The sequence below is a fragment of the Bradyrhizobium xenonodulans genome, assembly GCF_027594865.1.
Lineage (GTDB): Bacteria > Pseudomonadota > Alphaproteobacteria > Rhizobiales > Xanthobacteraceae > Bradyrhizobium > Bradyrhizobium xenonodulans.
In genome coordinates this window covers 2,028,706-2,052,431 of record NZ_CP089391.1, presented here as the reverse complement: position 1 = coordinate 2,052,431, position 23,726 = coordinate 2,028,706, and the positions used below count along the sequence as shown (strand labels likewise).

The 23,726-nt window shown below is 64.8% G+C and carries 24 protein-coding genes, 1 tRNA gene and 1 pseudogene; 12 read left to right on the top strand and 14 right to left on the bottom strand.

Translation table 11 applies throughout. The features are described 5' to 3' along the window. Positions 1–45: 45 nt before the first annotated feature. The 7 genes from I3J27_RS09710 to I3J27_RS09680 all read right to left on the bottom strand — a co-directional run bounded on the left by I3J27_RS09710 (position 46) and on the right by I3J27_RS09680 (position 4,131). The gene (locus I3J27_RS09710; RefSeq protein ID WP_270168101.1) at positions 46–951 is read right to left on the bottom strand and encodes an NAD(P)/FAD-dependent oxidoreductase; all 906 of its coding nucleotides are present in this window, start codon (positions 949–951) and stop codon (positions 46–48) included. Next, positions 948–2,021, bottom strand: coding sequence for a flavodoxin family protein (locus I3J27_RS09705; RefSeq protein WP_270168099.1), 1,074 nt, complete (start codon positions 2,019–2,021; stop codon positions 948–950). Before I3J27_RS09705 ends, I3J27_RS09710 begins: the two co-directional genes overlap by 4 nt. 89 nt (positions 2,022–2,110) lie before the next feature. Continuing rightward, positions 2,111–2,719 carry a cysteine hydrolase family protein gene (locus I3J27_RS09700; RefSeq protein ID WP_270168097.1) on the bottom strand — a complete coding sequence of 203 codons (609 nt, stop codon included), beginning with the start codon at positions 2,717–2,719 and terminating at the stop codon, positions 2,111–2,113. Continuing rightward, complete coding sequence (locus I3J27_RS09695; RefSeq protein WP_270168095.1) at positions 2,719–3,123, bottom strand: VOC family protein; 405 nt, start codon at positions 3,121–3,123, stop codon at positions 2,719–2,721. The genes I3J27_RS09700 and I3J27_RS09695 overlap by 1 nt, the downstream gene beginning before the upstream one ends. 109 nt (positions 3,124–3,232) lie before the next feature. Then, on the bottom strand, positions 3,233–3,535 hold the full coding sequence (locus I3J27_RS09690) for a hypothetical protein (RefSeq protein WP_270168093.1): 303 nt from the start codon (positions 3,533–3,535) through the stop codon (positions 3,233–3,235). Positions 3,536–3,742: 207 nt separating this feature from the next. Beyond that, complete coding sequence (locus tag I3J27_RS09685; RefSeq protein WP_270168091.1) at positions 3,743–3,910, bottom strand: DUF2934 domain-containing protein; 168 nt, start codon at positions 3,908–3,910, stop codon at positions 3,743–3,745. A 32-nt stretch (positions 3,911–3,942) separates the two neighbouring features. Next, on the bottom strand, positions 3,943–4,131 hold the full coding sequence (locus I3J27_RS09680; protein ID WP_270168089.1) for a hypothetical protein: 189 nt from the start codon (positions 4,129–4,131) through the stop codon (positions 3,943–3,945). Positions 4,132–4,231: 100 nt separating this feature from the next. On the opposite strand from I3J27_RS09680, the gene I3J27_RS09675 reads away from it, so the two are divergent. Continuing rightward, entirely contained in the window at positions 4,232–4,747 is a 516-nt protein-coding gene (locus I3J27_RS09675; protein WP_270168087.1) for a YciE/YciF ferroxidase family protein, read from the top strand. Positions 4,748–4,810: 63 nt separating this feature from the next. Here the strand turns inward: I3J27_RS09675 and I3J27_RS09670 are convergent, their stop codons facing one another. Beyond that, on the bottom strand, positions 4,811–5,998 hold the full coding sequence (locus I3J27_RS09670) for a CaiB/BaiF CoA transferase family protein (protein ID WP_270168085.1): 1,188 nt from the start codon (positions 5,996–5,998) through the stop codon (positions 4,811–4,813). A 228-nt stretch (positions 5,999–6,226) separates the two neighbouring features. Between I3J27_RS09670 and I3J27_RS09665 the strand changes: the two genes are divergently transcribed. Together I3J27_RS09665 and I3J27_RS09660 are read left to right on the top strand one after the other, a co-directional pair. Beyond that, the gene (locus tag I3J27_RS09665) at positions 6,227–7,114 is read left to right on the top strand and encodes a VOC family protein (RefSeq protein WP_270168083.1); all 888 of its coding nucleotides are present in this window, start codon (positions 6,227–6,229) and stop codon (positions 7,112–7,114) included. A gap of 293 nt (positions 7,115–7,407) precedes the next feature. Next, positions 7,408–8,103: a DUF899 family protein gene (locus I3J27_RS09660; RefSeq protein WP_270168080.1), complete on the top strand. Its 696-nt coding sequence runs from the start codon at positions 7,408–7,410 to the stop codon at positions 8,101–8,103. A 60-nt stretch (positions 8,104–8,163) separates the two neighbouring features. On the opposite strand, the gene dinB is transcribed toward I3J27_RS09660, so the two are convergent. The 4 genes and pseudogenes from dinB to I3J27_RS09640 all read right to left on the bottom strand — a co-directional run bounded on the left by dinB (position 8,164) and on the right by I3J27_RS09640 (position 10,708). Beyond that, entirely contained in the window at positions 8,164–9,411 is a 1,248-nt protein-coding gene (dinB, locus tag I3J27_RS09655; RefSeq protein ID WP_270168076.1) for a DNA polymerase IV, read from the bottom strand. A gap of 138 nt (positions 9,412–9,549) precedes the next feature. Then, positions 9,550–9,780, bottom strand: a complete 231-nt coding sequence (locus I3J27_RS09650; RefSeq protein WP_270168073.1) for a hypothetical protein — start codon at positions 9,778–9,780, stop codon at positions 9,550–9,552. A gap of 221 nt (positions 9,781–10,001) precedes the next feature. Continuing rightward, positions 10,002–10,247, bottom strand: a pseudogene (locus tag I3J27_RS09645) (thiaminase II/PqqC family protein); the annotation flags it as partial. Positions 10,248–10,633: 386 nt separating this feature from the next. Beyond that, a tRNA-Gln gene (locus I3J27_RS09640) sits at positions 10,634–10,708 on the bottom strand. Between the two features lie 247 nt (positions 10,709–10,955). Between I3J27_RS09640 and I3J27_RS09635 the strand changes: the two genes are divergently transcribed. Continuing rightward, positions 10,956–12,731 (top strand): acyl-CoA dehydrogenase family protein, encoded by a 1,776-nt coding sequence (locus tag I3J27_RS09635; protein ID WP_270168072.1) that lies wholly within the window; start codon positions 10,956–10,958, stop codon positions 12,729–12,731. Positions 12,732–12,907: 176 nt separating this feature from the next. Here the strand turns inward: I3J27_RS09635 and I3J27_RS09630 are convergent, their stop codons facing one another. Together I3J27_RS09630 and I3J27_RS09625 are read right to left on the bottom strand one after the other, a co-directional pair. Continuing rightward, a complete protein-coding gene (locus I3J27_RS09630; RefSeq protein WP_270168066.1) occupies positions 12,908–14,143 on the bottom strand; it encodes an MFS transporter in 1,236 nt (411 codons plus the stop codon). Continuing rightward, positions 14,121–14,318: a hypothetical protein gene (locus tag I3J27_RS09625; RefSeq protein ID WP_270168064.1), complete on the bottom strand. Its 198-nt coding sequence runs from the start codon at positions 14,316–14,318 to the stop codon at positions 14,121–14,123. Before I3J27_RS09625 ends, I3J27_RS09630 begins: the two co-directional genes overlap by 23 nt. A 111-nt stretch (positions 14,319–14,429) precedes the next feature. Between I3J27_RS09625 and I3J27_RS09620 the strand changes: the two genes are divergently transcribed. From I3J27_RS09620 to I3J27_RS09585, 8 genes are all read left to right on the top strand, one after another. Next, the gene (locus I3J27_RS09620) at positions 14,430–15,185 is read left to right on the top strand and encodes an enoyl-CoA hydratase-related protein (protein WP_270168058.1); all 756 of its coding nucleotides are present in this window, start codon (positions 14,430–14,432) and stop codon (positions 15,183–15,185) included. A 210-nt stretch (positions 15,186–15,395) separates the two neighbouring features. Next, on the top strand, positions 15,396–17,051 hold the full coding sequence (locus I3J27_RS09615) for a bifunctional metallophosphatase/5'-nucleotidase (RefSeq protein ID WP_270168056.1): 1,656 nt from the start codon (positions 15,396–15,398) through the stop codon (positions 17,049–17,051). Positions 17,052–17,183: 132 nt separating this feature from the next. Continuing rightward, the gene (locus I3J27_RS09610) at positions 17,184–18,113 is read left to right on the top strand and encodes a histone deacetylase family protein (protein WP_270168054.1); all 930 of its coding nucleotides are present in this window, start codon (positions 17,184–17,186) and stop codon (positions 18,111–18,113) included. A gap of 73 nt (positions 18,114–18,186) precedes the next feature. After that, entirely contained in the window at positions 18,187–18,438 is a 252-nt protein-coding gene (locus I3J27_RS09605) for an exodeoxyribonuclease VII small subunit (RefSeq protein WP_270168052.1), read from the top strand. Positions 18,439–19,023: 585 nt separating this feature from the next. Further along, complete coding sequence (dxs, locus tag I3J27_RS09600; RefSeq protein WP_270168050.1) at positions 19,024–20,952, top strand: 1-deoxy-D-xylulose-5-phosphate synthase; 1,929 nt, start codon at positions 19,024–19,026, stop codon at positions 20,950–20,952. Positions 20,953–21,133: 181 nt separating this feature from the next. After that, positions 21,134–21,688, top strand: a complete 555-nt coding sequence (locus tag I3J27_RS09595; protein ID WP_270168048.1) for a nucleoside 2-deoxyribosyltransferase — start codon at positions 21,134–21,136, stop codon at positions 21,686–21,688. 27 nt (positions 21,689–21,715) lie between these two features. Beyond that, a complete protein-coding gene (locus tag I3J27_RS09590) occupies positions 21,716–22,450 on the top strand; it encodes a TlyA family RNA methyltransferase (RefSeq protein ID WP_270172644.1) in 735 nt (244 codons plus the stop codon). Beyond that, entirely contained in the window at positions 22,443–23,690 is a 1,248-nt protein-coding gene (locus tag I3J27_RS09585) for a class I SAM-dependent RNA methyltransferase (protein ID WP_270168046.1), read from the top strand. Before I3J27_RS09590 ends, I3J27_RS09585 begins: the two co-directional genes overlap by 8 nt. Positions 23,691–23,726 lie beyond the last annotated feature (36 nt).

Here is a 23,726-nt window from a genome sequence, read left to right as displayed (position 1 = left end):
GCGATGCCCTTCGTTCCCCCGGTGCGATCGGCCGCGGGTGCCGGTTCAGGCCAGGCACCGCGGCAGGCTGCTGTGGATCGAGCAGGCCGCAACTGCCGCGTGACCAAAGGCGACCGAAATCTGATGCAGATCGGTGACGAGGTCGCCGATGCCGTAGAGCCCAGCGACCGACGTGCGCTGGTGGTCATCGACCCTCAGATAGCCTTCGCCCGTATGCTCCGCGCCCAGCGACACCGCGAGGCCCGAACGCACCTCCGCGCCCATCGCAGGATAAACCACATCGAACAGCGCGGTCCGGTCCGTGGCGAAGGCCGCTTCGATACGGTCGTCCCGGCGCCGCAGATGCAGACCGGGCGCGAACACGACCTCGACCCCCGCCTCGGCCAGCCGCGACATGGCGGCCTGATCATCCTCACCTTCGGTTGCGAGCAGCGTCACATCCCGCGCGTAGCCGCGCAGGAACATGGCCTTGCCTGCGGCGCGATCGAGCGGGCCAATGACGCCGATGCGACGGCCGATCGCCTCGAAGGCATCGCAGACCGGGCAATAGCGCAACAATCCGTCGGCGACCGCGGCGCGCCATCGGTCGAACGGGGGATGGACATCGACGATGCCGCAGGCAAGGACGACGGTGGCCGCCTCGAGCGCGCCCCCGTTCCATGCCGCCCGAAAACCATCTCCGTGCCGCTGCAGCGTCGTCACCTCGGCTTCCACCCGTGCAACGGCGAGCTCGTCCAGTTGGGCCGACATTCGCGCGATCAGCTCGACGCCGGACAGACCATGGACGAAGCCCGGGACGTTGTGACTGCGCGGGATCAGAGCCGCCCGGCTCGCACCTGTGTCCACGACGCAGACGCGGCGGCGAAATCGCGCAAGATAGATCGCGGCCATCAGCCCGGCCGGGCCGCCGCCGACGATCAGGCAATCAAGCGGCCCCGCGCTCGCAGTCATTTGGGATTTTGGTCTTCGAGGCCGTCGCCGGGCTCGTCGAACCGGCCGCTTCGTGCCAGCCGGACCGCATTGCCGAGCGCGCGCGCCACATTCAGCACCTCCTGCTGAAACGCCCGGTCCTCGTCCAGGTCGCGGTGCGAATTCGCATATTGCTCCATGTAGCCGACGTAACCGTCGAGCTCGCCGAAGCGGCCCGCGGAGATCAGGTGCATGTCGGTCAGCCAGTCGGACAAGGTTCGCCGCACGCTCTCCGCACCGACACTGTCGCCGTGAACGACGAGGCCGAAATGCCGGCCGGCGAGATGACGCGGATAGGGCCATCCCTTCAGCTCCATCGCCTTGGCTTCGTCCGCCTTCTTGCCGTGCGTCGATGTCGGATCGGGATTGCCGCCGTCGGCACAGACCAGACGATCCATCATCGCCTTGAGACCGCCCGGGACGTGATACCAGTTCACCGGCGTCACGATCAGGATGCCGTGGGCCACGACCCAGAGCGGGTAGATCTCGTTCATCCAGTCGCCGGTCTGGCCCAGCGAATAGTTCGGATAGCAGCTGCACGGCCAATGGCAGAGCGGCATGGCGGTCGACACGCACGACTTGCAGGGATGGATGGTCCTGCCGAATTCAGACGTCAGGCGGGAGAGATCGAGGATGTCGACTTCATAGCCCATCTCCGCGAAAACCGGCTCGGCCAGCTTGACCATGCGCCAGGTCTTGGACATCTCGCCGGGACAGGTGTGCTCGCTGCGCGCCGAGCCGTTGATGATGAGGATGCGCGGCGTCACGTCGGCGTCGTCATGCTGCCGCTGCGCCTCCAGAATTGCGGCGCGCGCGGCGAGCCAGTCCACGGCCAGATCGTAATCGGGATCGGCGAAGCCCGCCCCCTTCCGCGTCACCGGCGCCTTGCGCGAATGGCTATAGGCATCCCAGGCGGCGCCGACGATGGTGTCGAGCTCGCGCTGGAGCGGCGCAAAGACCGGATCGACGAACTGACTCTTGTAGCGCCGTTCGAACGCCTCGCGCGACAGCCTGACGGGCGGCATCCCCTTGCGAACGTCCACGTCCGTCATGCTGGCTCCTCGATCGATCTGTGCAATCGACCAACCCCGAGGCGCTGTGCGCGGTTCCCAAAGCAGGCGCGGGCCGATCGAGGAAATCCCTATTCTCGCCAGAACTCCGCGAGCTCTTCCGCGGTCACGAGATCGACCTGACCGTGAAAGCGGGTGCGATACATCGTCATCAGCGCGTCGTGGCCGATGTCGGACGAGCTGCACAGCGCGTCCTCGACGATCACGACCCTGAAGCCGAGATCGACGGCGCTCAGCACCGTCGAGAGAACGCAGACATCGGTCTCCGCGCCCGTGATCACCACCGAACCGATGTCCTTTTCAACCAGCAGGGCCGCCAGGCGCGGATTGCTGAAGGCGGAGTAGGCCGGCTTGTCGACGATGCGGGCCGGCGGAACATAGCGCGCCAGCGCCGGCACGAGATCGAGCGCGGACGGCGGAAGATGATCGCGGGTTGCCTGGCGCCAGTGCTGGAAATAAGCCCGCCACCGTCCGGGGCGATCTTCCGGCTTCTGCGGCGTGATGAAGCGCGTGAAGATGGTTCTGTCCTGGTGGCGCGAGACGATCGACGCGATCGCCGGCAACACCTTCTCCATCCATGGTGTTTCCCAGAGACCTCCGGGCGCAAAGATGTTCTGCATGTCGATGCAGAGATGAACGGCGTGCCGGATTTCGCCGTCCGGCGACTTCGCCTCGCTCATCAGCGTTCCGTCCAGAGACCGAAACTGTCCCGCGCCGTGTAAGTCACGGCCTCGATCTTGTTGCCGTCGGGATCGCGCACGAAGGCGCCGTAGTAATTGGCGTTGTATTGTGCGCGGATGCCCGGCGCCCCCTCGTCACGGCCGCCATTCGCCATGGCCGCGCTGTGGAAGCGCCTCACAGTCTCCCGGTCGGGGGCTTGGAAGGCGATATGCACGCCGTTGCCTGCGCTGGCGGGTTCGCCATCCACCGGCGTCTCGAGGCTGAAGACGATATCGGATGCGCCGTAGTGGACGGCGCGGTCCGAGGATTTGAGAACGCGAAAGCCGATCAACGCCATCAGCGGATCGTAGAACGCGCGCGCCCGATGCACGTCGTTCGTTCCGACGGAGACGTGGTGGATCATCGGCTCGTGTCTCCCATCACAAGGCGCGCCCGAACTTCGGCAACCGCAAACGGCCGGGCGCGAGAAACAGCAGAGCTCCTTCCCGCGCCCCGTCAGGAAACCCGATGACTCAGCAATCCTTGTCGCTGGGAGCCGTCGCCGTCTTCGGCTGTTCGGCAGCCGTCGGCTGTCCCTGCATCTGACGCTGGGCGTCCTGCGAGGAGGTCGCCGTGCTCTCGCTCGCCTTGTTCATGGCTGACGTCGGCGGGTGCTCCTTGGCATTTGGCGAGGCGATGCCTGTCGTTCCCGTCGCCTGACCGGTGGTGGCCGGTCCCGAGCCGGCGTCGCGGTTGGCGGTGTTGCAGGGACCCGCCAGAGCGATGGTCGAGCTGACGGCCAGCATGGCGCCGACCAGCATTGATCTCCTAAGCATGACAATCTCCTTCCTGAACTGCCGGCTAATGCTTGACGGAGCCGGGTTCCGCCACTTTGCGATGTGTCGCGGGCTCGTTGGCCTAATCGCGCAGGGCATCGGCCGTTCCTCCAGCGATAGGAACTTGAAGGCCCGGTCTGGCTTCGAGGATATGGCTTCGATGAGGAATGGCGCGGGCCGGTAAGCCGCCGCCGCGGAACCGATCGGCTATTCCGTGAACGTGTCGGATGCTTCTTCGGCATTGTTGGCTGGATCGGACGAAAGCTCTCGCTCGGCCTCGCGCCAAAACTCGTCCTGCCGCCCTTCGGGCTTGCCGGCCAATTCCCAGAGCGCATGCGCCCGGCTCCGGATCTCCTCTTCCATCGGCTTCGCCATCTGAACTCTCTCCTGTCAGTTGGACTTGCCTGTCAGTTGGGCTTGGCAGGATGCGCCGTGCGCGGATGGCGGTCGTGCAGCAGCCGCGCCAGAGCTTCGCGGTCGCCGGCGTGGTCCTTCATCGCCGTCTCGAACAGCGCCTCCTGGATGTCACGCGGCATGTCGCCCCATACGTCCATGGCGGCTTGGCCCAGCAATCTGGCAAAGCGTTCGTCGACCATGTCGATGCTCCCTGTCCGGCCCACCAGCGAGCCCGGGGTAGGAACAACGTACGCGTGCCAGCGTTCCAAGGTCGCCATTTCAAAAAGGGAGACAATGAAGATGGGTCTTTTCACCAAGGACATAAAATCGATGGACGATTTGCTGATCCACGGCCTCCAGGACATCTATTACGCGGAGCAGCAGATCCTGAAAGCTCTGCCGAAGATGATCGACAAGGCGACCAATCGGGACCTAGTGACCGGCCTCAAGAATCACCTCGAAGAAACCAACAAGCAGGTCGAGCGGCTCCAGAAGGCCTTCGCGAAGCTCGGCAAGGAGCCGAGCGGGACGCAATGTCCGGCCATCGACGGCATCATCAAGGAAGCGGACGAGACCGCCGGCGAGATCGAGCACAAGGCCGTGCTGGACGCCGCCATCGTTGCGAATGCGCAGGCCGTCGAACACTACGAGATGTGCCGCTACGGCACGCTGATCGCATGGGCCGAGGAGCTCGGGCACGACGAAATCGTGCGCTTCCTGACGACGAACCTCAACGAAGAGAAGGCCGCCAACACCAAGCTGAACACGGTGGCCTTGCGCAAGGGCGTCAACGCCAAGGCGTCCAACGCCGCCTAGACGGATGCGACACCGCGCGGCTCCGCAAAGCGGCGGGGCCGCCGGGCCTGCGAGACATCTCCGTTAAATCACCCCGCTCTGCCGGAGCGCCGCGATCGCGGTCGCGTCATAGCCGAGCTCGCCCAGCACGAGGTCGGTGTGCTCGCCGAGCATCGGCGGGCGGCTCGCGATCTCGCCCGGCGTTTCCGACAGCCGGACGGCGGCGCGCGTCACCGGGGCGGGCTTCGGCAAGCCCGGATAGTCGATGTCCTGCATGAAGCCAGCGGCACGGATGTGCGGATGATCGAGCGCCTGTTGCGGGCTCAGCACAGGCCCGGTCGGAATCATCGCACTCCCCAGCGTATCGACGGCTTCCTGCGTGGTGCGCTCGGCGCACCAGCGCGCCATCCGTTCGCTGATGATGGGGCCGTTGTTACCGCGGCTGATGTCGTCGGCAAAACGCGGATCGTTCAGCCACTGCTCCTCCTCGCCCATCAGCCTCGCCCAGCGCTTGAACAGCGGATGCCCCGTGACCTGGCACAGCACCCAGCCGTCCCTGGTGCGGTAGATGTCGGCGGGCGCCGCGGTCTGGCCGAGATTGCCCGTCGGCACACGATTGACGTTGATGACGGCCTGCTCGATCAGCGTGGCGTTGGTGAAGGACAAGGCGGTGGCGAGCAGTGCGCCTTCGACGATTTGCCCGCGTCCGGACTTGCCGCGCTCGATCAGGGCTGCGAGCGTGCCGAACGCGCAATGCAGCGCGGTGCCGAAATCGACCCAGTTCACCGCGGCACGGTATGGCGGATCGCCGGTGCCGGTCATGTAGACCGAGCCCGACATGACCTGGCCGACACCGTCGAAGCCGACGCGGTCGGACCAGGGACCCGGTCCGCCGAATGCGGTCGCCGTCGTCAGGATGATGTCGGGCTTGATCACCTTCAGAGAGTCGTAATCGAGCTTCATCGCGCGCAGGGTCTGCGGCGGCAGATTGGCGACGACGACATCCGCGGTCGCGATCAGCCGGCGCATCACCTCCTGCCCCTCCGGCTTCATCGGATCGAGCGTGATGCACTTCTTGTTGCGGTTGACCTGGAGGAACAGCGCGCCTTCGCCGCCCTCGCCGACCGGCGCCACGAAGCGGTCCTCGCTGCCGTCGCGCTTTTCCACGCGGATCACCTCGGCGCCGAATTCGGCTAGCAGGGTCGCGCAATAGGGCCCCGCGATATAGCGCCCGAAATCGAGGACGCGCACGCCCTCCAAGACTCCTCCCATCGATCCCTTCCCTTCTCGTTTCTGCCAGATTACAGGGACTGGCTGCCACGGCAAGGCGGGGGCGGGCATGCTGCCCTGCTCTCAAGATGTGATCGGCGAGCAGTTTCGGCGGGCGGAAATTGTGCTCTAGAGTCTTATTTTGACGCGTTTTCTTTACGCGAACCGGTGTCCACTTCGCTTGAAAACGCTCTAGTATGCACCCGTCCGTCCTCAAGCCAGGGCTCATCCATGCCGCAACAATTCGACCGATCCGCAGAAGATCTCGGCAACGCCATCCATTTCGAGCACGTCAACATCCAGGTCCCGGACCAGCGCCTCGCCACGCTGTTCTACGTCACCGGGCTCGGGCTCACGCGCGATCCCTACCTGATGGTGTCCGACACCAACATGTGGATCAACGCCGGACGGAGCCAGTTTCATCTGCCTGATGGCAAGCCGCAGGTGCTGCGCGGCCATACCGGATTGGTGATCGAGGGGCGCGAGGCGCTGCTGGCGCGGCTCGCGTCAGTGGCGAAAAAGCTCGAGGGCACGGCGTTCGCGTTCACCGAGCACAATGACCATGTCGAGGCGATTTGTCCGTGGGGCAACCGCCTGCGCTGCTTTGAACCGGATGCCGCGCGCTTCGGGCGGATCGCACTCGGCATTCCCTATGTCGAGTTCGACGTGCCCATCGGCACTGCCAAGGCCATCTGCGCCTTCTATCCTGAAATCATGAACATGCCCGCGAGCCTGCGGAACGGCGACGGCACTGTTGCCGCCGTGAAGACGGGCCGCGACCAGGTTCTGCTGTTCCGCGAGACCGACCGGCCCCAGGGCGACTACGACGGCCACCATGTGCAGATGTACATCACCGATTTCTCCGGCCCGTACAAAAAGCTCCTGGCGCGCAACCTGATCTCCCGCGAGGACAATCAATACCAGTACCGGTTCTGCGACATCGTCGACCTCGACAGCGGCAGGCCGCTCTTCACCGTCGAGCACGAGGTCCGCAGCGCCACCCACCCGATGTTCATGCGCCCGATGGTCAATCGCAACCCGGCGGTCAACAACCGCAATTACGCGGCCGGCCACGACCAGTCGCTGTGGGCGATGGGTCCGGATCAATACGAGGGATAGGCGCTGGCTGGGGCGGGAGGGATCGAACCTCCGAATGGCGGAATCAAATCAGCTTGATTATTCTATGATTTCACGGCGCGTTGGAAAATGCGCGCAATTGCGCCCCAGCAAGATCAATAGCTTGGCAGTTGTTTCCAAATGAAGGGCGGCCTGCGCGACTTGAGCCAGTCCTCAACCTTTCCGCAGTTTGCGCGAACGAGAGGACGGTCTCGGCGAAGTTAATCTTTTGAGGTGTCGGAACGAGGCGGCGCCGGACGTCTTCACGGATATCGGCTCTAACCAGAGGTCACCCCATGGATAGTTCCATCCTGAAGGCTGCATCCGAACTTGCTCGTACGAACAAGGCGCATTTTCCCAACGAAACCGCCGATTATCGCCGCGCGCGGCAAGACCTCCTGACGGAGGAAATCGAGCTGCGTCGTCACATTGAGCGTGTCGCTGAGCAGCGCCGGGCGCTGCCGCTCGGCGGCGAGGTGAAGAAAAACTACGTGTTCGAAGGCGAGAACGGCAAAGCCAATTTCGCTGATTTGTTCGACGGCAAGCAGACGCTCGCGATCTACAGCTACATGTTCGGGCCGCAGCGGCAGACGCCATGTCCAATGTGCACCTCCTTCATGAGCACATGGGAGCACAAATTGCCTGACATCGAGCAGCGCATCGGATTCGTCTTCATCGCGCGGTCGCCGATCGCGCGATTGATCGAGGCAAAGAAAGCGCGCGGCTGGACACGGCACAAGGTCTTCTCTGACGTCTCCGGCGACTACACGCGCGACTACGTCAGCGCGGAGGATGCCGACGTGCCCGGCTACAGCGTGTTCACGCAGCGCGACGGCTCGATCCGGCATTTTTGGTCCGGCGAGATGAGCGGCACGATGGCCGACCCCCACCAGGATCCGCGCGGCGCGCCCGACATGGATCCGCTCTGGACCATTCTCGACACCACGCCAGAAGGGCGCGGCACTGACTGGTATCCAAAACTCGCTTACTGAGCGCTCCTGCTATGACTGACAATGCGTGGCGGCGGCTTCGTGGGCATGGACCGATGACGGTCACAGGTCCTTTTCGGCGAGTTCGCGAAACTCGTCAGGAACCGAACGAAAGATACCGAGCGCCACCGAGCCATACCCAATGGCGTCCCATCCAAAGCGATCACGGATCTTGTCAACGGCACGGTCGGCCGCCCAACGCGCCAAGCCTATCCTGCTGCCGGGGCGACAGGGTTCGTCGGGAAGCCCAAGCGGAAGTTCCAGCTCCAGATCCCAGTCCTCCTCGAGGTGCGAGACGGAGATGGCGAGGAGCGAAATGGTCTTCTCATCAGGGTGATCTGCGAGGACGGCACGCACCAGGTCCTCGGCAAGCGCGGCAAGGGTCACAGTCGCCGAGATTGGTGCGTCGAGTGTTACCGAGCGCGTAGCGGACTTCAGATTGGCGAAGCGAACACGGACCGTCACGGTTCGGCCCGGCCTCGCCTTGGCCCGCAGCCGGGTGCTGATCCGATCCGCAAGATGAAGCAGGGTCGGGCGAAAAAATTGCTCTTGGGCAGGCTTCCTGCCGAGCGCCGATTGCGCTCCTGCCGATTGGGCTCGGCGGTGAGCTTTGATTTGCCGTGGATCACGATTCCACGCCAGCGCTGCAAGTTTCTCCCCCGCGGCGGGACCGAGTAACCGCTCGAGCGACCGCCCCGGCGTCGTCGCCAACTGCCCGATCGTCAGCACCTGCATCTCGGCCAGCCGTGCCTTCGTGACGGGTCCCACTCCCCACATCAGTTCGACGGGCAGATGGTGAAGGAATTGCAGCTCGGTGTCAGGATCGACAATCACCAGCCCATCGGGCTTGGCCACTTGCGACGCAATCTTTGCAAGATGCTTGGTGCGAGCCACGCCGACCGAAATCGGAAGGCCGATCTCGGCCCGCACGCGTTGACGGATTGTCCTCGCAATTTCATCAGGTGGGCCGAAGAGATGGGTACAGCCGGCAACGTCGGCGAAGGCCTCGTCGATGGAAATACGCTCCACGAGTGGTGTGAAATCGCCGATCACCTTGATGGCGGCATCGCCCAATCGTTGGTACTCCTTGTAATGCCCGCTCACAAAAGTGAGTTGCGGACAGAGCTCGCGCGCTCGCCGTCCCGGCATCCCTCCGCGGACTCCGAAGGCCCTCGCTTCGTAGGAAGCCGCAAGCACGACGCCACCACCGACGGCGATGGGTTTGCCGCGCAACGACGGATCAAGCAGCTGCTCTACCGAAGCATAGAAGGCATCAAGGTCAGCATGAAGAATGGTGGCTGTCGCTGCCATCCGACCATTCGCCCATGACGTTCGAGGACCCAGAACATAATGAGAACACTGGCGGCACGAGTCAAGCGGATCTGTCGATTGATCGGCCTGATATCGGCCTCGACAGAAATCGGGGTCGGACATCAGGCGCGCGCGAGCCTATTCAGCAGTTAGTCCAAGTTGCTTGACGGCCATCCTGGATATCTCTGCCGGATCGCGAACACCCTTGGCGCCAATCTCAATTACCTTTCTTGCGACCAGGTCAGCAAGGGGATCATCCCGGCGATCAATCAAGCTCAGCGAATGCAGTGCGTGGTCGAATGCGCGGGTCAAGATCTCTATTTCGTCCGTCTCCAGCTTGGTGTCTTGCAGCAAGCGTCTGATCGGCATCGCTCAATCCCCTATGCCAACCCAAGTTGTAGCACAGGAACATTGCAGGGAACATCATACCGACAGCGCCAATTCCATGAGTCCTTTGCGACGATGGCCTTGCCCAAGGCGTGTGATTTCGCGGGAAAATCAAAGGTCATTCCAACAAACGTACCCGTTCAACCTGGATTGAACCCGCAATAGGTTTTCGCTTTGTCGGAATGGTGTAGGTGGGGGCGATGGTTCAGCTCGACGTCGAGGATGGCCGCGAGGACGGCCGCCCCTTCACGCATGTCGGCAAGCTTCGGCGATTTGTAGACCGAGAGCGCGTAGGCGCCAGCAAACTCGATGAGGAACAGGTAGTCCTAGCAAGGTAATGACGAAACGCCGCTTCGGGAGCGAACCATCTACCCGTCCGTGAAGGGATGCTCGGTGTAGGCCCGCCACTCAGCGGATGCTTCTGTCTTTAGACGCTCGAAGAAACTCACGATCTTTTTCGCCTGGCTTGCTTTCCCGTGAACGCCGTTGGCTCGCTACCGATAGCGCGTTGCACGATGACCCAATTCGCTTGCCATCGGTGGCCGGGACAACGCGCACGAAGCGTAACGAACGTGGTCGAATTCCACGGAAAGTCGATCCCGCCCGCAACGTCAACGGCATGGTCGAAAGCTTGCAACGCAGACAGCGTTCATCCGCTCAATTCGCATTTTGATAAGTCGAGCGACGTTCAACGCGCAACGACTTTCGTCTTCCTCCGACCAAAAGCGAAACCAGCACAGAATCTCCAAATGCGAGGCAAACAAGAATTTCCAAATGCGCTGGAAATTCCGCCTTGAGCAAAGCTGCTTTCGCAACAAAATCAGCGCGTCGGGTCTGGCTGGGGCGGGAGGGATCGAACCTCCGAATGGCGGAATCAAAATCCGCTGCCTTACCGCTTGGCTACGCCCCAACAGGCGACCAGGGAACGGGGCGGAAGAACTGGCTACCGCAGATTCCCTCAGGTCGCAGCCGGTCTATAGGGAGAGCAGCGGCATTTCAACCGCCTGGAGGGCCAAAATACCACGGGCGCCGGCCCGGGACGCGCCACTCCTTATTATAGGCCCCGGCAGGGGGCCGGTGCGGTCCCGTATCGCGGCCATTGAGACCTCCCCCGTTTCATGGGAATACGGCGCCAATATTGTCCACGGGAGTGAGCCATGACCTACCGCGCGCCGATCTCTGACATGCTGCTGTCGCTCAACCATGGTGCGGGCCTCAAGGCCGCCGTGGAAGCCGGTCATTACGGCGATTTCGACGGCGACATCGTGGCCGCCGTGCTGGAGGAAGCCGGCAAGTTCGCTTCGGACGTGCTGGCACCGCTCAACAAGGTCGGCGACGAGCACGGCATCAAGCTCGATGACGGCAAGGTCACGACCGCACCGGGCTGGCCGGATGCCTACAAGCGCTGGACCGAGGGCGGCTGGAATGCAGTGTCGGGCCCGGAAGGTTTCGGCGGCCAGGGCCTGCCGGTCGCGATCAACGCGGCCTGCACCGAGATATGGAGCGCCTCCAATGTCGCCTTCGGGCTCTGCCCGCTGTTGACGGCGTCGGCGATGGAGGCGCTGGACGCGCATGGCAGTGACGAGCTGAAAAAGATCTATCTCGAAAAGCTCGTCTCCGGCGAATGGACCGGTACGATGCAGCTCACCGAGCCGCAGGCCGGCTCCGACGTCGGCGCGCTGCGCACCCGCGCCGAGAAGCAGGCCGACGGCACCTATCGCATCAAGGGGACGAAGATCTTCATCACCTATGGCGAGCACGACATGACCGACAACATCGTGCATTTCGTGCTGGCACGCCTGCCCGACGCGCCCGCCGGCACCAAGGGAATCTCGCTGTTCCTCGTGCCGAAATTCATGGTCAATGAAGACGGCTCGCTTGGCGCGCGTAACGACATTTTTGCCAGCGGCGTCGAGCACAAGCTCGGCATGCACGCCTCGCCGACCTGCACCATGACCATGGGCGACCATGGCGGCGCGATCGGCTTCCTGGTCGGCGAAGAGAACCAGGGCATGCGCTGCATGTTCACGATGATGAACCAGGCCCGCCTCGGCGTCGGCCTCGAAGGCGTCGGCGTCGCCGATCGCGCTTATCAGCAGGCCCTCGCCTATGCGCAGGAACGCAAGCAGGGCCGCGCGGTCGGCAAGACCGGCGACGGCTCGGACGCGATCTTCGTGCATCCCGACGTCAAGCGCATGCTGATGCGGATGCGGGCGCAGACCGCGGCCGCGCGCACCATCTGCTATGCGACCGCGGTCGCGATCGACGTCTCGACGCGCGCCAAGGATCCCAAAGTTCGCGCCGATGCGGCCTCGCGCGCAGCGCTGTTGACGCCGATGGCCAAGGGCTATTCCACCGACATCGGCAACGAGGTCGCCTATCTCGGCGTTCAGATCCATGGCGGCATGGGCTTCATCGAGGAGACCGGCGCCGCGCAGCATTATCGTGATGCGCGCATCACCGCGATCTACGAAGGCACCAACGGCATCCAGGCGATCGACCTCGTCACGCGCAAGCTCGCGGCCAACGGCGGCGCTGCGGTGTGGACGCTGCTCGACGAGCTCGCCGCGACCGTCAGCCAGGTCGAAGCCTCCAACGACCCCGCTTTCGGCACCACGGGCGTGAAACTGCGCGAGGCGCTGCAGGCGCTGACCCGTACCAGCAAATGGCTGCTGGAGCGCGTCGCGTCCGCGCCGAACGAGGCGCTGGCCGGCGCGACGCCGTACCTCCAGCAGTTCGGCGCGACGCTCGGCGGCTGCATGCTGGCCTCCGAAGCGCTCGCCGCCAAGGCCGACGGCAACACGGACGCCGCGCGCTACGTCTCGCTGGTGCGCTTCTTCGCCGAGAACATCGCTGTACAGGCCGGCGCGCTGGAGCGCACCGTGACGGAGAGCGCGGAGTCGGTCGCGGCGGCGGATGCGGTGCTGTTGTAGACTGCGCACTGCTGCGTTGTAACGGGAGGTCTCCCCTCCCCATCACTGTCATTCCCCGCGAAGGCGGGGAATCCAGTACGCTGCGGCTTCTCGATAAATCACTGACGTCTCGGATTACTGGATCGTCCGCCTTCGCGGACGATGACACCGAATCCGGGGCACGCTCCTCCCGACTCTCAGCCCGCCGACACGCCTTCGCGCGTCGTCTGTCCGCTTCGCCCCGGCCGCCACAGCACGATTCCCGCCGCGACGAGATCGAGCACCACGCACATCGCAAACGCGCTCGTGTAGTTGCCGGTGAAACTGCGCGCCAGGCCGACGATGCCGGGGCCGAAGGCGCTGACGATGCCGCTGATCGACGTGCCCAATCCCATCGCGGCGGCGAAGGCGGCGGCCCCGATCTCGCGCTGGATGATCAAGGGCGGGAACGTGATCATGTTGCCGATCGAGAAGCCGTAGACGGCGCAGGATGCGAGCAGCACCGTCGGGCTCGTGCTTTGGAGAAGCACGAAGAGAGCCGCGGCCTGGCTCGTCATCGACGCCGCACAGGCGAGCCGCGGATCGAGCCGGTCGACGAACAGGCCGAGCGACAGGCGGCCGGCCACCGCCATCGCCGCCATGATGGTGACGGCGAGACCGGCGCTGGCACGCCCGATCAGCGGTTCGAGAAACGTCACCTGATGGATGATGAATCCCATCTGCGCCAGCAGCGCGATCGCGATCGGCAGCACCATGGTCCAGAATGCCGCATTGGCGAGCAGCGTCTTGCGGGCGACGCCGGAGGAGGAACGGCCACCCGCTGCAGCCGACATTTGCGTCGGCCAGCCGATGAAGAAGACAACCACCGGCAATACCAGCACCACCATCGCCATGGTGGCGGCTAGCATGGCGGACCGGAAGCCGATGCTGCCGGTCAGCGACAACAACAGCGGGACGAGGACGATGCCGCCGCAGGTCGCGCCGTTATAGGCGAGGCTGAGCGCGAGCCCGCGGCGCCGGTCGAACCAGGAGTTCAGCACGGTTGCGATCACCACGGTGCCCATGCCGGTCCAGCCGACCGACATCAGCGCATAGGCGAGATAGAGCTGCCAGGGCGTCTGCATCAGCGCCAACAGCACCGTCGACGCGCCGAGCGCCGACAGGCCGCACAGGATCAGCGACCGCAGCCCGATGCGGGCGAGCAGATCGTCGGTGAAGATGACGAGCACGGAGGTCAGGAGAAACGAGCAGGTGCTGGCCGCGGAGACCAGCGTGCCCGGCCAGCCATGGACGCGCTGCAGCTCGGCGAGATAGACGCCCTGGCCGTAAAGGCCGAAGCCGAACATGAAGAAGGCCATCAGGAAACAGGCCAGCACGACGCGCCAGCCGCGATAATGCAGCGAGGATTCGTCAACGCCCGCTGCGGCAATCATCAATGAAGCAATCGGCCAAGGGAAACGGCATGCGGCAATCGTGCCCCACAACCACCGGTTTTTCAAATGAAACATTGTAGCCATTTGTTGCAATGCGCAACTGCATGTGCGAAGCGATACAACCGGAATGATCCGGCGCGGCACGATTCCCGAACGGAAGAGACTGTGACGCCATGCGACGGGCTCTCGAAAAGACCGGTCGGACGGATTGGCATGCCTGAAAGATGATGTAGGCTGAAGTTTCAAGGACTCGCCAGCAGCGCCGCGGCGAGCGCAGGGGGTTTTCATGCCGAATGGCAATATCGTCGTGACCGAGGAGCGCGGAACGCGCGTCATCACCCTGCGCCGCCCGAGCAAGAAGAACGCGATCACGCAGGACATGTATCGCGAGATGAGCCGCGCGATCGACACCGCGCAGAACAATCCCGATATCCGCTGCATGATCATCACCGGCGGCTCCGGCGTGTTCACCGCCGGCGACGACATCGACGACTTCATGCAGGCCGATTCGAATTCCGAGACGCTGTCGGACGGCGCAAGATTCCTCTACTCGCTCGCCCTCAACGTCAAGCCGATCATCGCGGCCGTGGACGGCGCATCGATCGGCATGGGCACCGTGATGCTGTTCCACTGCGACTATGTGCTCGCCTCGAACGCTGCGACATTCTCGGCGCCCTATATCCACCTCGGGCTCGTTCCGGTCGGCGCAGCCAGCCTGCTGATGCCGAACACGATGGGGTATCAGCGCGCCTTCGCGATGCTGGTGATGGGGCGGACCTTTACCGCCGCGGAGGCCCACGCGGCCGGCTTCGTCAACACCGTGGTCTCGCCGGGACATACCGAGGTCGAGGCGCGCAAGGTGGCGCGCGACATCTGCCGGCTTCCGGCCGATGCGGTCGCGGCCTCGCGCAAGCTGCTGCGCGCCCCGCCCGAAGAGCTCACCCGCCGCATCGACCAGGAAGGCCATCTGTTCGGCGAGCGTCTGAAATCGGACGAAGCGATTGCGGCGTTCAACGCGTTCGCGAACCGGAAGAAGCGGTAGCAAGCTCTGTCTGCGAGCCCGGTATCGTAGGGTGGGCAAAGGCGCACTTGCGCCGTGCCCACGATCTCTCTCGACCGCAAAAACTGCGTGGGCACGCTTCGCTTTGCCCACCCTACGATACTGTGGTCGGGGATAGAATCCTCGTCCTACCGCGGCAGGTTCACGACAATGCTTCGTGAAATCTTCGCGCGGAACGACTAATGTTGTTCCATGCGATACCGATCCATCCTTGCCGCACTCGCGCTGACCTGCACCCTCCCCGCCTCAGCCCAGACCACAGCGCCGGTCGAGCTGCGCATTCTGGCGATCAACGATTTCCACGGCAATCTGCGACCGCCGCCGGGCGGCATCCGGATCAACGACCCCGAGGACAAGACCAAGAAGGTGATGGTGGCGGCGGGCGGCGCCGAATACATGGCGACGCTGGTGAAGCAGCTGCGCGAGGGGCACAAGAACACGATCTTCGTCGCCGCCGGCGACCTGATCGGCGCGAGCCCGTTTTTGTCGGCGATGTTTCACGACGAGCCGTCGGTCGAGGCGCTCTCGATGATGGGGCTCGCGATCACCTCGGTCGGCAATCACGAGTTCGACGAGGGCAAGACCGAGCTCCTGCGGATGCAGAACGGCGGCTGCCACCCGGTCGACGGCTGCCAGGGGCCGCATCCTTTCACGGGCGCGAAATTCCGCTATCTCGCAGCCTCCACCGTGGAGACCGCGACGGGCAAGAGCGTGCTGCCGCCCTACGAGATCAGGGAGTTCGAGGGCATTCCCGTCGCCTTCATCGGGCTGACCTTGAAAGAGACCGCGGGCATCGTCTCACCCGCTGGTATCGCCGGGCTCGAATTCCGCGACGAAGCCGAAACGGTGAACGCGCTGGTGCCGCAGCTGAAGGCGCGCGGCGTCGAGGCGATCGTCGTGCTGATCCACCAGGGCGGCGAACCCGCCGGCGACTACAACGACTGCCCGGCCATTACCGGGCCGATCGTCGATATCGTCAAAAAATTCGACCGCGCCGTCGACGTCGTCGTCAGCGGCCACACCCACCGCGCCTATGTCTGCGATATCGACGGGCGGCTCGTCACCAGCGGCGACAAATACGGCACGCTGGTCACCGCGATCGACCTCAAGCTCGATCCTGTGACACGCGACATCGTCGGCGCCAGGGCCGAGAACGTCATCGTCGCCAATGCCTCGCTGGCGAAAGACCCCGAGCAGACGGCATTGATCGACGCCTATGACAAGCTGTCGGCGCCGATCGCCAATCGCCCGGCCGGATCGGTGACGCAGACGCTGTCGCGCGTGCCGAACGAGGCCGGCGAAAGCGCGCTCGGCGACGTCATCGCCGACGCGCAGCTCGCCGCGACCAGGGACGCCAAGGATGGCAGCGCTGTCATCGCGCTCACCAATCCAGGCGGCATCCGCACCGACGTCATCCCGAAGGAGAACGGCGCGGTGTCGTTCGGCGAGTTGTTCGCGAGCCAGCCGTTCCGCAACCGCCTCGTCACGATGACGCTGACGGGCCGCCAGCTCAAGGACATGCTGGAGCAGCAATGGCTCGATCCGAAGCGCCCGCGGATTCTCCAGGTCTCGAATGGATTCAGCTACACCTGGGATGCGACGAAGCCATTCGGCGAGCGCGTCATGCCCGACAAGATGACGCTCAACGGCAGGCCGATCGAGCCTGGAAGCGGCTACCGCATCACCGTCAACGATTACCTCGCCGTCGGCGGCGACGGCTTCACGGTCGCCAAGCAGGGCACGGCGCCGCAATATGGCGGCTACGACGCGGATGCACTGTTCGCGTTCTTCCGGGCGCACGGGCCGATCGGTCCGCTACCGCTGACCCGCATCCTGCGCGTGAATTGATCTGGATCAAACGGGCCGCGCCGGGCCACCCTTTGCCATTCCCGTGGGAACGCATAGATTGGGTTTTGCATTGCGTTTTGACGCCGGATGCGCCAACGACGTCGAGAGCCCGTATCCTGTGAGGCCGACCTGATGAGCACGCTTCTCCTCTCCCACAAGGCCTGCCTCGACCACGTCACGCCGCCGGGACACCCTGAACGACCGGACCGCCTGCGCGCGGTGGAAGAAGCGCTGTCGCATGAGCGCTTCCAGTTCCTGGCGCGCGACCTGGCGCCGGAGGGCGACCTCGATCTCGTCACGCTGTGCCACAACGAGCATTACGTCACCGAGCTGCGCCACATCGCGCCGGCCAGCGGTCAGGTTTATATCGACGGCGACACCTCGATGTCTCCGGGCACGTGGGAAGCGGTGATGCGCGGCGTCGGCGGCGCGGTGGCAGCGGCCGAAGCGGTGATGAACGGCGAGCACCGCAACGCCTTCGTCGCGGTGCGCCCGCCCGGCCATCACGCCGAGATCGGCAAGCCGATGGGCTTCTGCTTCTTCGACAATGTCGCGATCGCCGCGCGCCACGCGCAGCGCAAATACGGCATCAATCGTGCGGCCATCGTCGATTTCGACGTCCATCACGGCAACGGCACGCAGGACATCTTCTGGTCGGACCCGACCGTGATGTACTGCTCGACACACCAGATGCCGCTGTTTCCGGGCACCGGCGCGAAGGGCGAGCGCGGCGACCACGACACCATCGTCAACGCGCCGCTCGCCTCCGAAGACGGCGGCCCGGAATTCCGCTCCGCGTTCGAGAATCTGATCCTGCCGCAGCTCGAAAAATTCAGCCCCGAGCTGCTCATCATCTCCGCGGGCTTCGATGCACATTACCGCGATCCGCTGGCCTCGCTGAATTTGCGCGCGGAGGATTATACCTGGGTGACGCGCAAGCTGATGGACCTCGCCGACAAGACCGCCGGAGGCCGCGTTGTTTCTGTGCTCGAGGGCGGCTATGACCTGCAAGGACTGAAAGAATCTGTTACGGCGCATGTCGGCGCCCTGATGGGCGCCTGAGGATCTCGCCACATTAAGCCCGCAAAACGCGCCTTCTCTCCAGGGAATGCGAATCGGGCAATCGGAAACGGATATGGCCGAAAATACCCAAGTCGACGTCACCAGGCTCACCTTCGAACGCGCGATCGAGGAGCTCGAAACGATCGTGAAGCGGCTCGAGGACGGCAAGGTGCCGCTCGAGGAATCCGTGACGATCTACGAGCGCGGCGAGGCGTTGAAGCGCCGCTGCGAGGAACTGCTGCGCCAGGCCGAGGCGCGCGTCGACAAGATCACCACCGATGCCAGCGGGCAGCCCACCGGCACCGCCCCGCTCGACGTGCAGTAGGCCGGCCGGCAAAGCCCCCGCCTCAAGCTTCAGGCGCCTGCATTTTTTCATGATCGCACGCCGCGCTTCCCACTGATGGGACCAGATGGCCCGCGGTCAAGAGCGCGGAACTCGGCTCGCGCGGATCTCACCCCTCCGAATCCGTGCGAAATGGCCCTCCTCTCGCCCAAAATCCCGCCGAGGAACCGGGCAAGGGTGGAACCCGCACCCCGGCGCCACGGTTAACCACTCTGGCCCGCGGGGTGCATGTGCATGGCCGTCATCGGCCCGGCGGGTTGGCTTTGGCCCAAGCTTTGGTGTAAAGCTGCGCGGAGTGTGGCTTTTTGTAAGCCTTGCGTGGGCACCGATTGCCGACGGCAAGCGCTTCAAACTGCTAATGAAATTGGCTGGGACGGACGAAGCCGATCTACGTGACAGGGATCACAGAGACTGAACCGGAGCGCACTTAAGCTCACCTAAGCTTGAAGACGGGGCTTTGCCCCATGCAGGTGGCTCCGACGGTTTAAGGACTCGCGCTGCGCCGATATTGTGCAAACCCATCGCGCACCGGAACGACCTTCCGGCGCTGACAAATTGGAAATCGCCGTGAACGCATACAGTAAAACGCCGCTTCTCGACACCATTCGGACACCGGATGACCTACGCAAGCTCAAGATCGAGCAAGTTCGCCAGGTCGCCGACGAGCTGCGGCAGGAGACCATCGATGCCGTCTCGGTGACCGGCGGTCACTTCGGCGCGGGTCTCGGCGTGGTCGAGCTCACCACCGCGATCCATTACGTCTTCGACACGCCGCGCGACCGGCTGATCTGGGACGTCGGCCATCAGGCCTATCCGCACAAGATCCTCACCGGCCGGCGCGACCGCATCCGCACGCTGCGCACCGGCGGCGGCCTGTCCGGCTTCACCAAGCGCAGCGAGAGCGATTACGATCCGTTCGGCGCGGCGCATTCCTCGACCTCGATCTCCGCCGGCCTCGGCATGGCCGTCGCGCGCGACCTCTCCGGCGGCAAGAACAACGTTATCGCCGTGATCGGTGACGGCGCGATGTCGGCGGGCATGGCCTATGAAGCCATGAACAACGCCGGCGCGATGAACTCGCGCCTGATCGTCATCCTCAACGACAACGACATGTCGATCGCGCCGCCCGTCGGCGCCATGAGCGCCTATCTGTCGCGCCTCTACTCCGGCAAGACCTATCGTACGCTGCGCGATGCGGCCAAGCAGATCAACAAGCGCCTGCCCAAGATCATCGCCAACCGCGCCAACCGCGTCGAGGAATATTCCCGCGGCTTCATGATGGACGGCGGCACGCTGTTCGAGGAGCTCGGCTTCTATTACGTCGGCCCGATCGACGGCCACAATCTCGACCATCTGCTGCCCGTGCTGAAGAACGTCCGTGACATGGAGACCGGCCCGATCCTGGTCCACGTCGTGACGCAGAAGGGCAAAGGCTACGGCCCGGCGGAAGCTTCCGCCGACAAGTACCACGCCGTCGTCAAGTTCGACGTCGCCACCGGCACCCAGGCGAAGGCAAAGCCGAACGCGCCGGCCTACCAGAACGTGTTCGGCCAGAGCCTCGTCAAGGAAGCCGAGAAGGACGACAAGATCGTCGCCATCACCGCGGCGATGCCGTCGGGCACCGGCGTCGACATCTTCAACAAGGCCTTCCCGGACCGCACCTTCGACGTCGGCATCGCCGAGCAGCACGCGGTGACCTTCGCCGCCGGTCTTGCGACCGAAGGCTACAAGCCGTTCTGCGCGATCTACTCGACCTTCCTGCAGCGCGGCTACGACCAGATCGTCCATGACGTCGCGATCCAGAACCTGCCCGTGCGCTTCGCCATCGACCGCGCCGGCCTCGTCGGCGCAGACGGTGCGACCCACGCCGGCTCGTTCGACAACGCCTATCTCGGCTGTCTGCCGAACATGGTGATCATGGCGGCGGCGGATGAGGCCGAGCTCGTGCACATGGTGGCAACCCAGGTCGCGATCAACGACCGTCCGAGCTCGCTGCGCTATCCGCGCGGCGAAGGCCGCGGCATCGAGATGCCCGAGGTCGGCATTCCGCTCGAGGTCGGCAAGGGCCGCATGATCCGCCAGGGCAGCAAGATCGCCCTGCTCTCCTTCGGCACCCGCCTCGCCGAATGCGAGAAGGCGGCCGACGAGCTCGCCGCCCACGGCCTCTCGACCTCGATCGCGGACGCGCGCTTCATGAAGCCGCTCGACACCGAGCTGGTGCTCAAGCTCGCCCGTGACCACGACGTCCTGATCACGGTCGAGGAAGGCTCGGTCGGCGGTTTCGGCTCGCATGTCGCGCAGTTCCTGACCGATCAGGGCGCGCTCGACACCGGCATGCTCAAGTTCCGCACCATGGTGCTGCCCGACGTGTTCCAGGACCACGACACCCCGGCCGCGATGTACGCCCGCGCCGGTCTCGACGCCAAGGGCATCGTCGCCAAGGTGTTCGAGGCCCTCGGCAAGGACGTGAAGGCCGAGACGGTCAAGCTCGCCTGAGCTGTTCACCTCTCCCGCTTGCGGGAGAGGTCGCGCCGAAGGCGCGGGTGAGGGCTCTCTCCTCTCTGGGGGGCTCTTCGTCGCCGGGATACCCTCTTCCCAACCCTCCCCCGCAAGCGGGGAGGGAGAGCAGCTCTCGCCGCGGCTCGCAGCTCGCCCAAGATCTCCGAAGTGGTCATCCATGAAAATCTATCTGGCAGGTCCCGACGTGTTCCTGCCGGATGCGGTTGAGATCGGCCGGCGCAAGGTCGATATCTGCACCGCGCACGGACTCACCGGCCTCTATCCCCTCGACAACGCGATCGACCTCACCGCGCCCGATGCCTCGCGGCAGATCTTCTGCGGCAACGAGGCGATGATGGATGCGGCCGACGCGATCATCGCGAACCTCACCCCGTTCCGCGGCGCCGGCGCCGATCCCGGCACGGTCTACGAACTCGGCTACATGGCCGGGCGACGCAAGTTCTGCCTCGCTTATTCCAACGACGGCGCCGCCTATGCCGACCGCCTCGGTCGCTTCATGGACGTGACGTCCGAAGGCGGACGGCTGGTCGATGCGCAGGGGCTGACGGTCGAGGATTTCGGCCTCGTCGACAACCTCATGATGATCCATGCGCTGGAGCTGCACGGCTGCCCGCTGGTGACGCCGGCCACGATGCCGATCGACGTCTGGCACGATCTGGCTGCGTTCGAGGCTTGCGTCCGGATGGCAGCCGCGCGATTGATCGCTACATAAGCGCGATCGGTAGCTTCCGGAGAGATGATGCCCCCTGCCCGCAAGCGCGCGGATGTTCTGCTGGTCGAGCGCGGCCTGTTCGAGAGCCGGGCGCGGGCGCGCGCGGCCATCGAGGCCGGCCTCGTCACGGCCGACGACAAGCAGGTCGCCAAACCGTCGGAGACGATCGCCGAGGACGCGGTGATCCAGGCTGAGCCCGCGCACCCCTACGTCTCGCGCGGCGGCGTCAAGCTCGCCGGCGCGCTGGAACGCTACCCGATCGAGATCGAGGACCATGTCTGCCTCGACGTCGGCGCCTCCACCGGCGGCTTCACCGAGGTGCTGCTGGCGAACGGCGCGAGCCTGGTGTTCGCGATCGATGTCGGCACCAGCCAGCTGCATCCCTCGCTGCGCGGGCATGCCAGGATCGTGTCGATGGAGGAGACAGATATCCGCAGCTACGACGGCAAGCGGCTGCCGGCGCGGCCCGACGTCGTCGTCATCGACGTCAGCTTCATCTCGCTCAAGACAGTGCTGCCCGTGGCGCTGTCGCTGGCCGCGGCGCCGATGAGCCTGCTGGCGCTGATCAAGCCGCAATTCGAGGCGGATCGGAAGCACAACAAGAAGGGCATCATCCGCGACGCCGCCGTGCACAAGGAGATCTGCGACGACATCGCAGCCTTCGCGACGTCACTCGGCTGCACCGATATCGCGGTGTTTCCCTCCTCGATTGCCGGCGGCGACGGCAATATCGAATTCTTCCTGGGCGCGCATCGTGGTTGAGCGCGTGACCATCGATCACGTCGGCCATCGCGGCGACGGCGTCTCGCTCACGACAGGCGAGGCGATCTACGTGCCCTACACGCTTGGCGGCGAGACCGTCGAGGTCGATCACGTCGCCGGCCATCATCCCGATCGGCGCAAGCTGCTCGCGGTCGATGTCGCCAGCCCGGAGCGCGTCGAACCGTTCTGTCCGCATTTCGGCGTCTGTGGCGGCTGCGCGATCCAGCACTGGGCGGCGGAGCCGTATCATGCCTGGAAGCGCGGCATCGTGGTCGAGACGCTGGCGCAGGCCGGCATCGAGTGCGAGGTGGCGCCGCTGGTCGACGCCCATGGCGCCGGCCGAAGGCGCGTCACGCTGCACGGCCGGTTCGGCACGCATGACATCCTCAAGGTCGGCTTCTCGGCGGCGAGCTCGCACGACGTGATCCCGATCCATCGCTGCCCGATCCTCGATCCCGCGCTCGAGGGCGCGCTCGATGCCGCCTGGGCGCTGGCCGAGCCGCTGACGTCCAAGATGCCGGTGACGAAGCCGCTCGACATTCAGGTCACCGCCACCGCCAACGGCCTCGACGTCGACGTGCGCGGCTCCGGCCCGCTGCCGACGCCGCTGGTCACGGCGCTGTCGCGCGTCGCCGAGCAGCATCGCCTCGCACGGCTGACGCGGCATGGCGAGCTGGTGCTGCAACGCCTGTCGCCGACGGTGAAGATGGGCCGCACCGAAGTGACGCTGCCGCCGGGCTCGTTCCTGCAGGCGACGGTGGCGGGCGAAGAGACGCTTGCCGCGCTCGTCGCCGAACGCGTCGGCAAGGCCAAGGAGGTGCTCGACCTCTTCTGCGGCGTCGGCCCGTTTGCGCTACGGCTTGCGGAGAAGGCTCGCGTCACTGCTTATGACAACGATTCTGGCGCGGTCGCGGCGCTTGCGAAAGCTGCGCGCACGCCGGGACTCAAACCAATCAAGGCCGAGCCGCGCGATCTGTTCCGCCGTCCCCTGGTGCCGCCGGAGCTGCGCGATTTCGACGCCGTCGTGTTCGATCCCCCACGCCAAGGCGCACAGGCGCAGGCGCTGAAGCTCGCCGCGAGCAAAGTGCCCGTGGTGATCGCGGTGTCCTGCAACGTCGCGACGTTTGCGCGCGATGCGCGCCTGCTGATCGATGGCGGCTACAAGATCGACAGCGTCGTGCCGGTCGACCAGTTCCGCCACACGCCGCATGTGGAATTGGTGGCGCGGTTTACCCGATAGGCTCTCGGCGTCCCCAGGGCCGCCTCGACCGCGAGT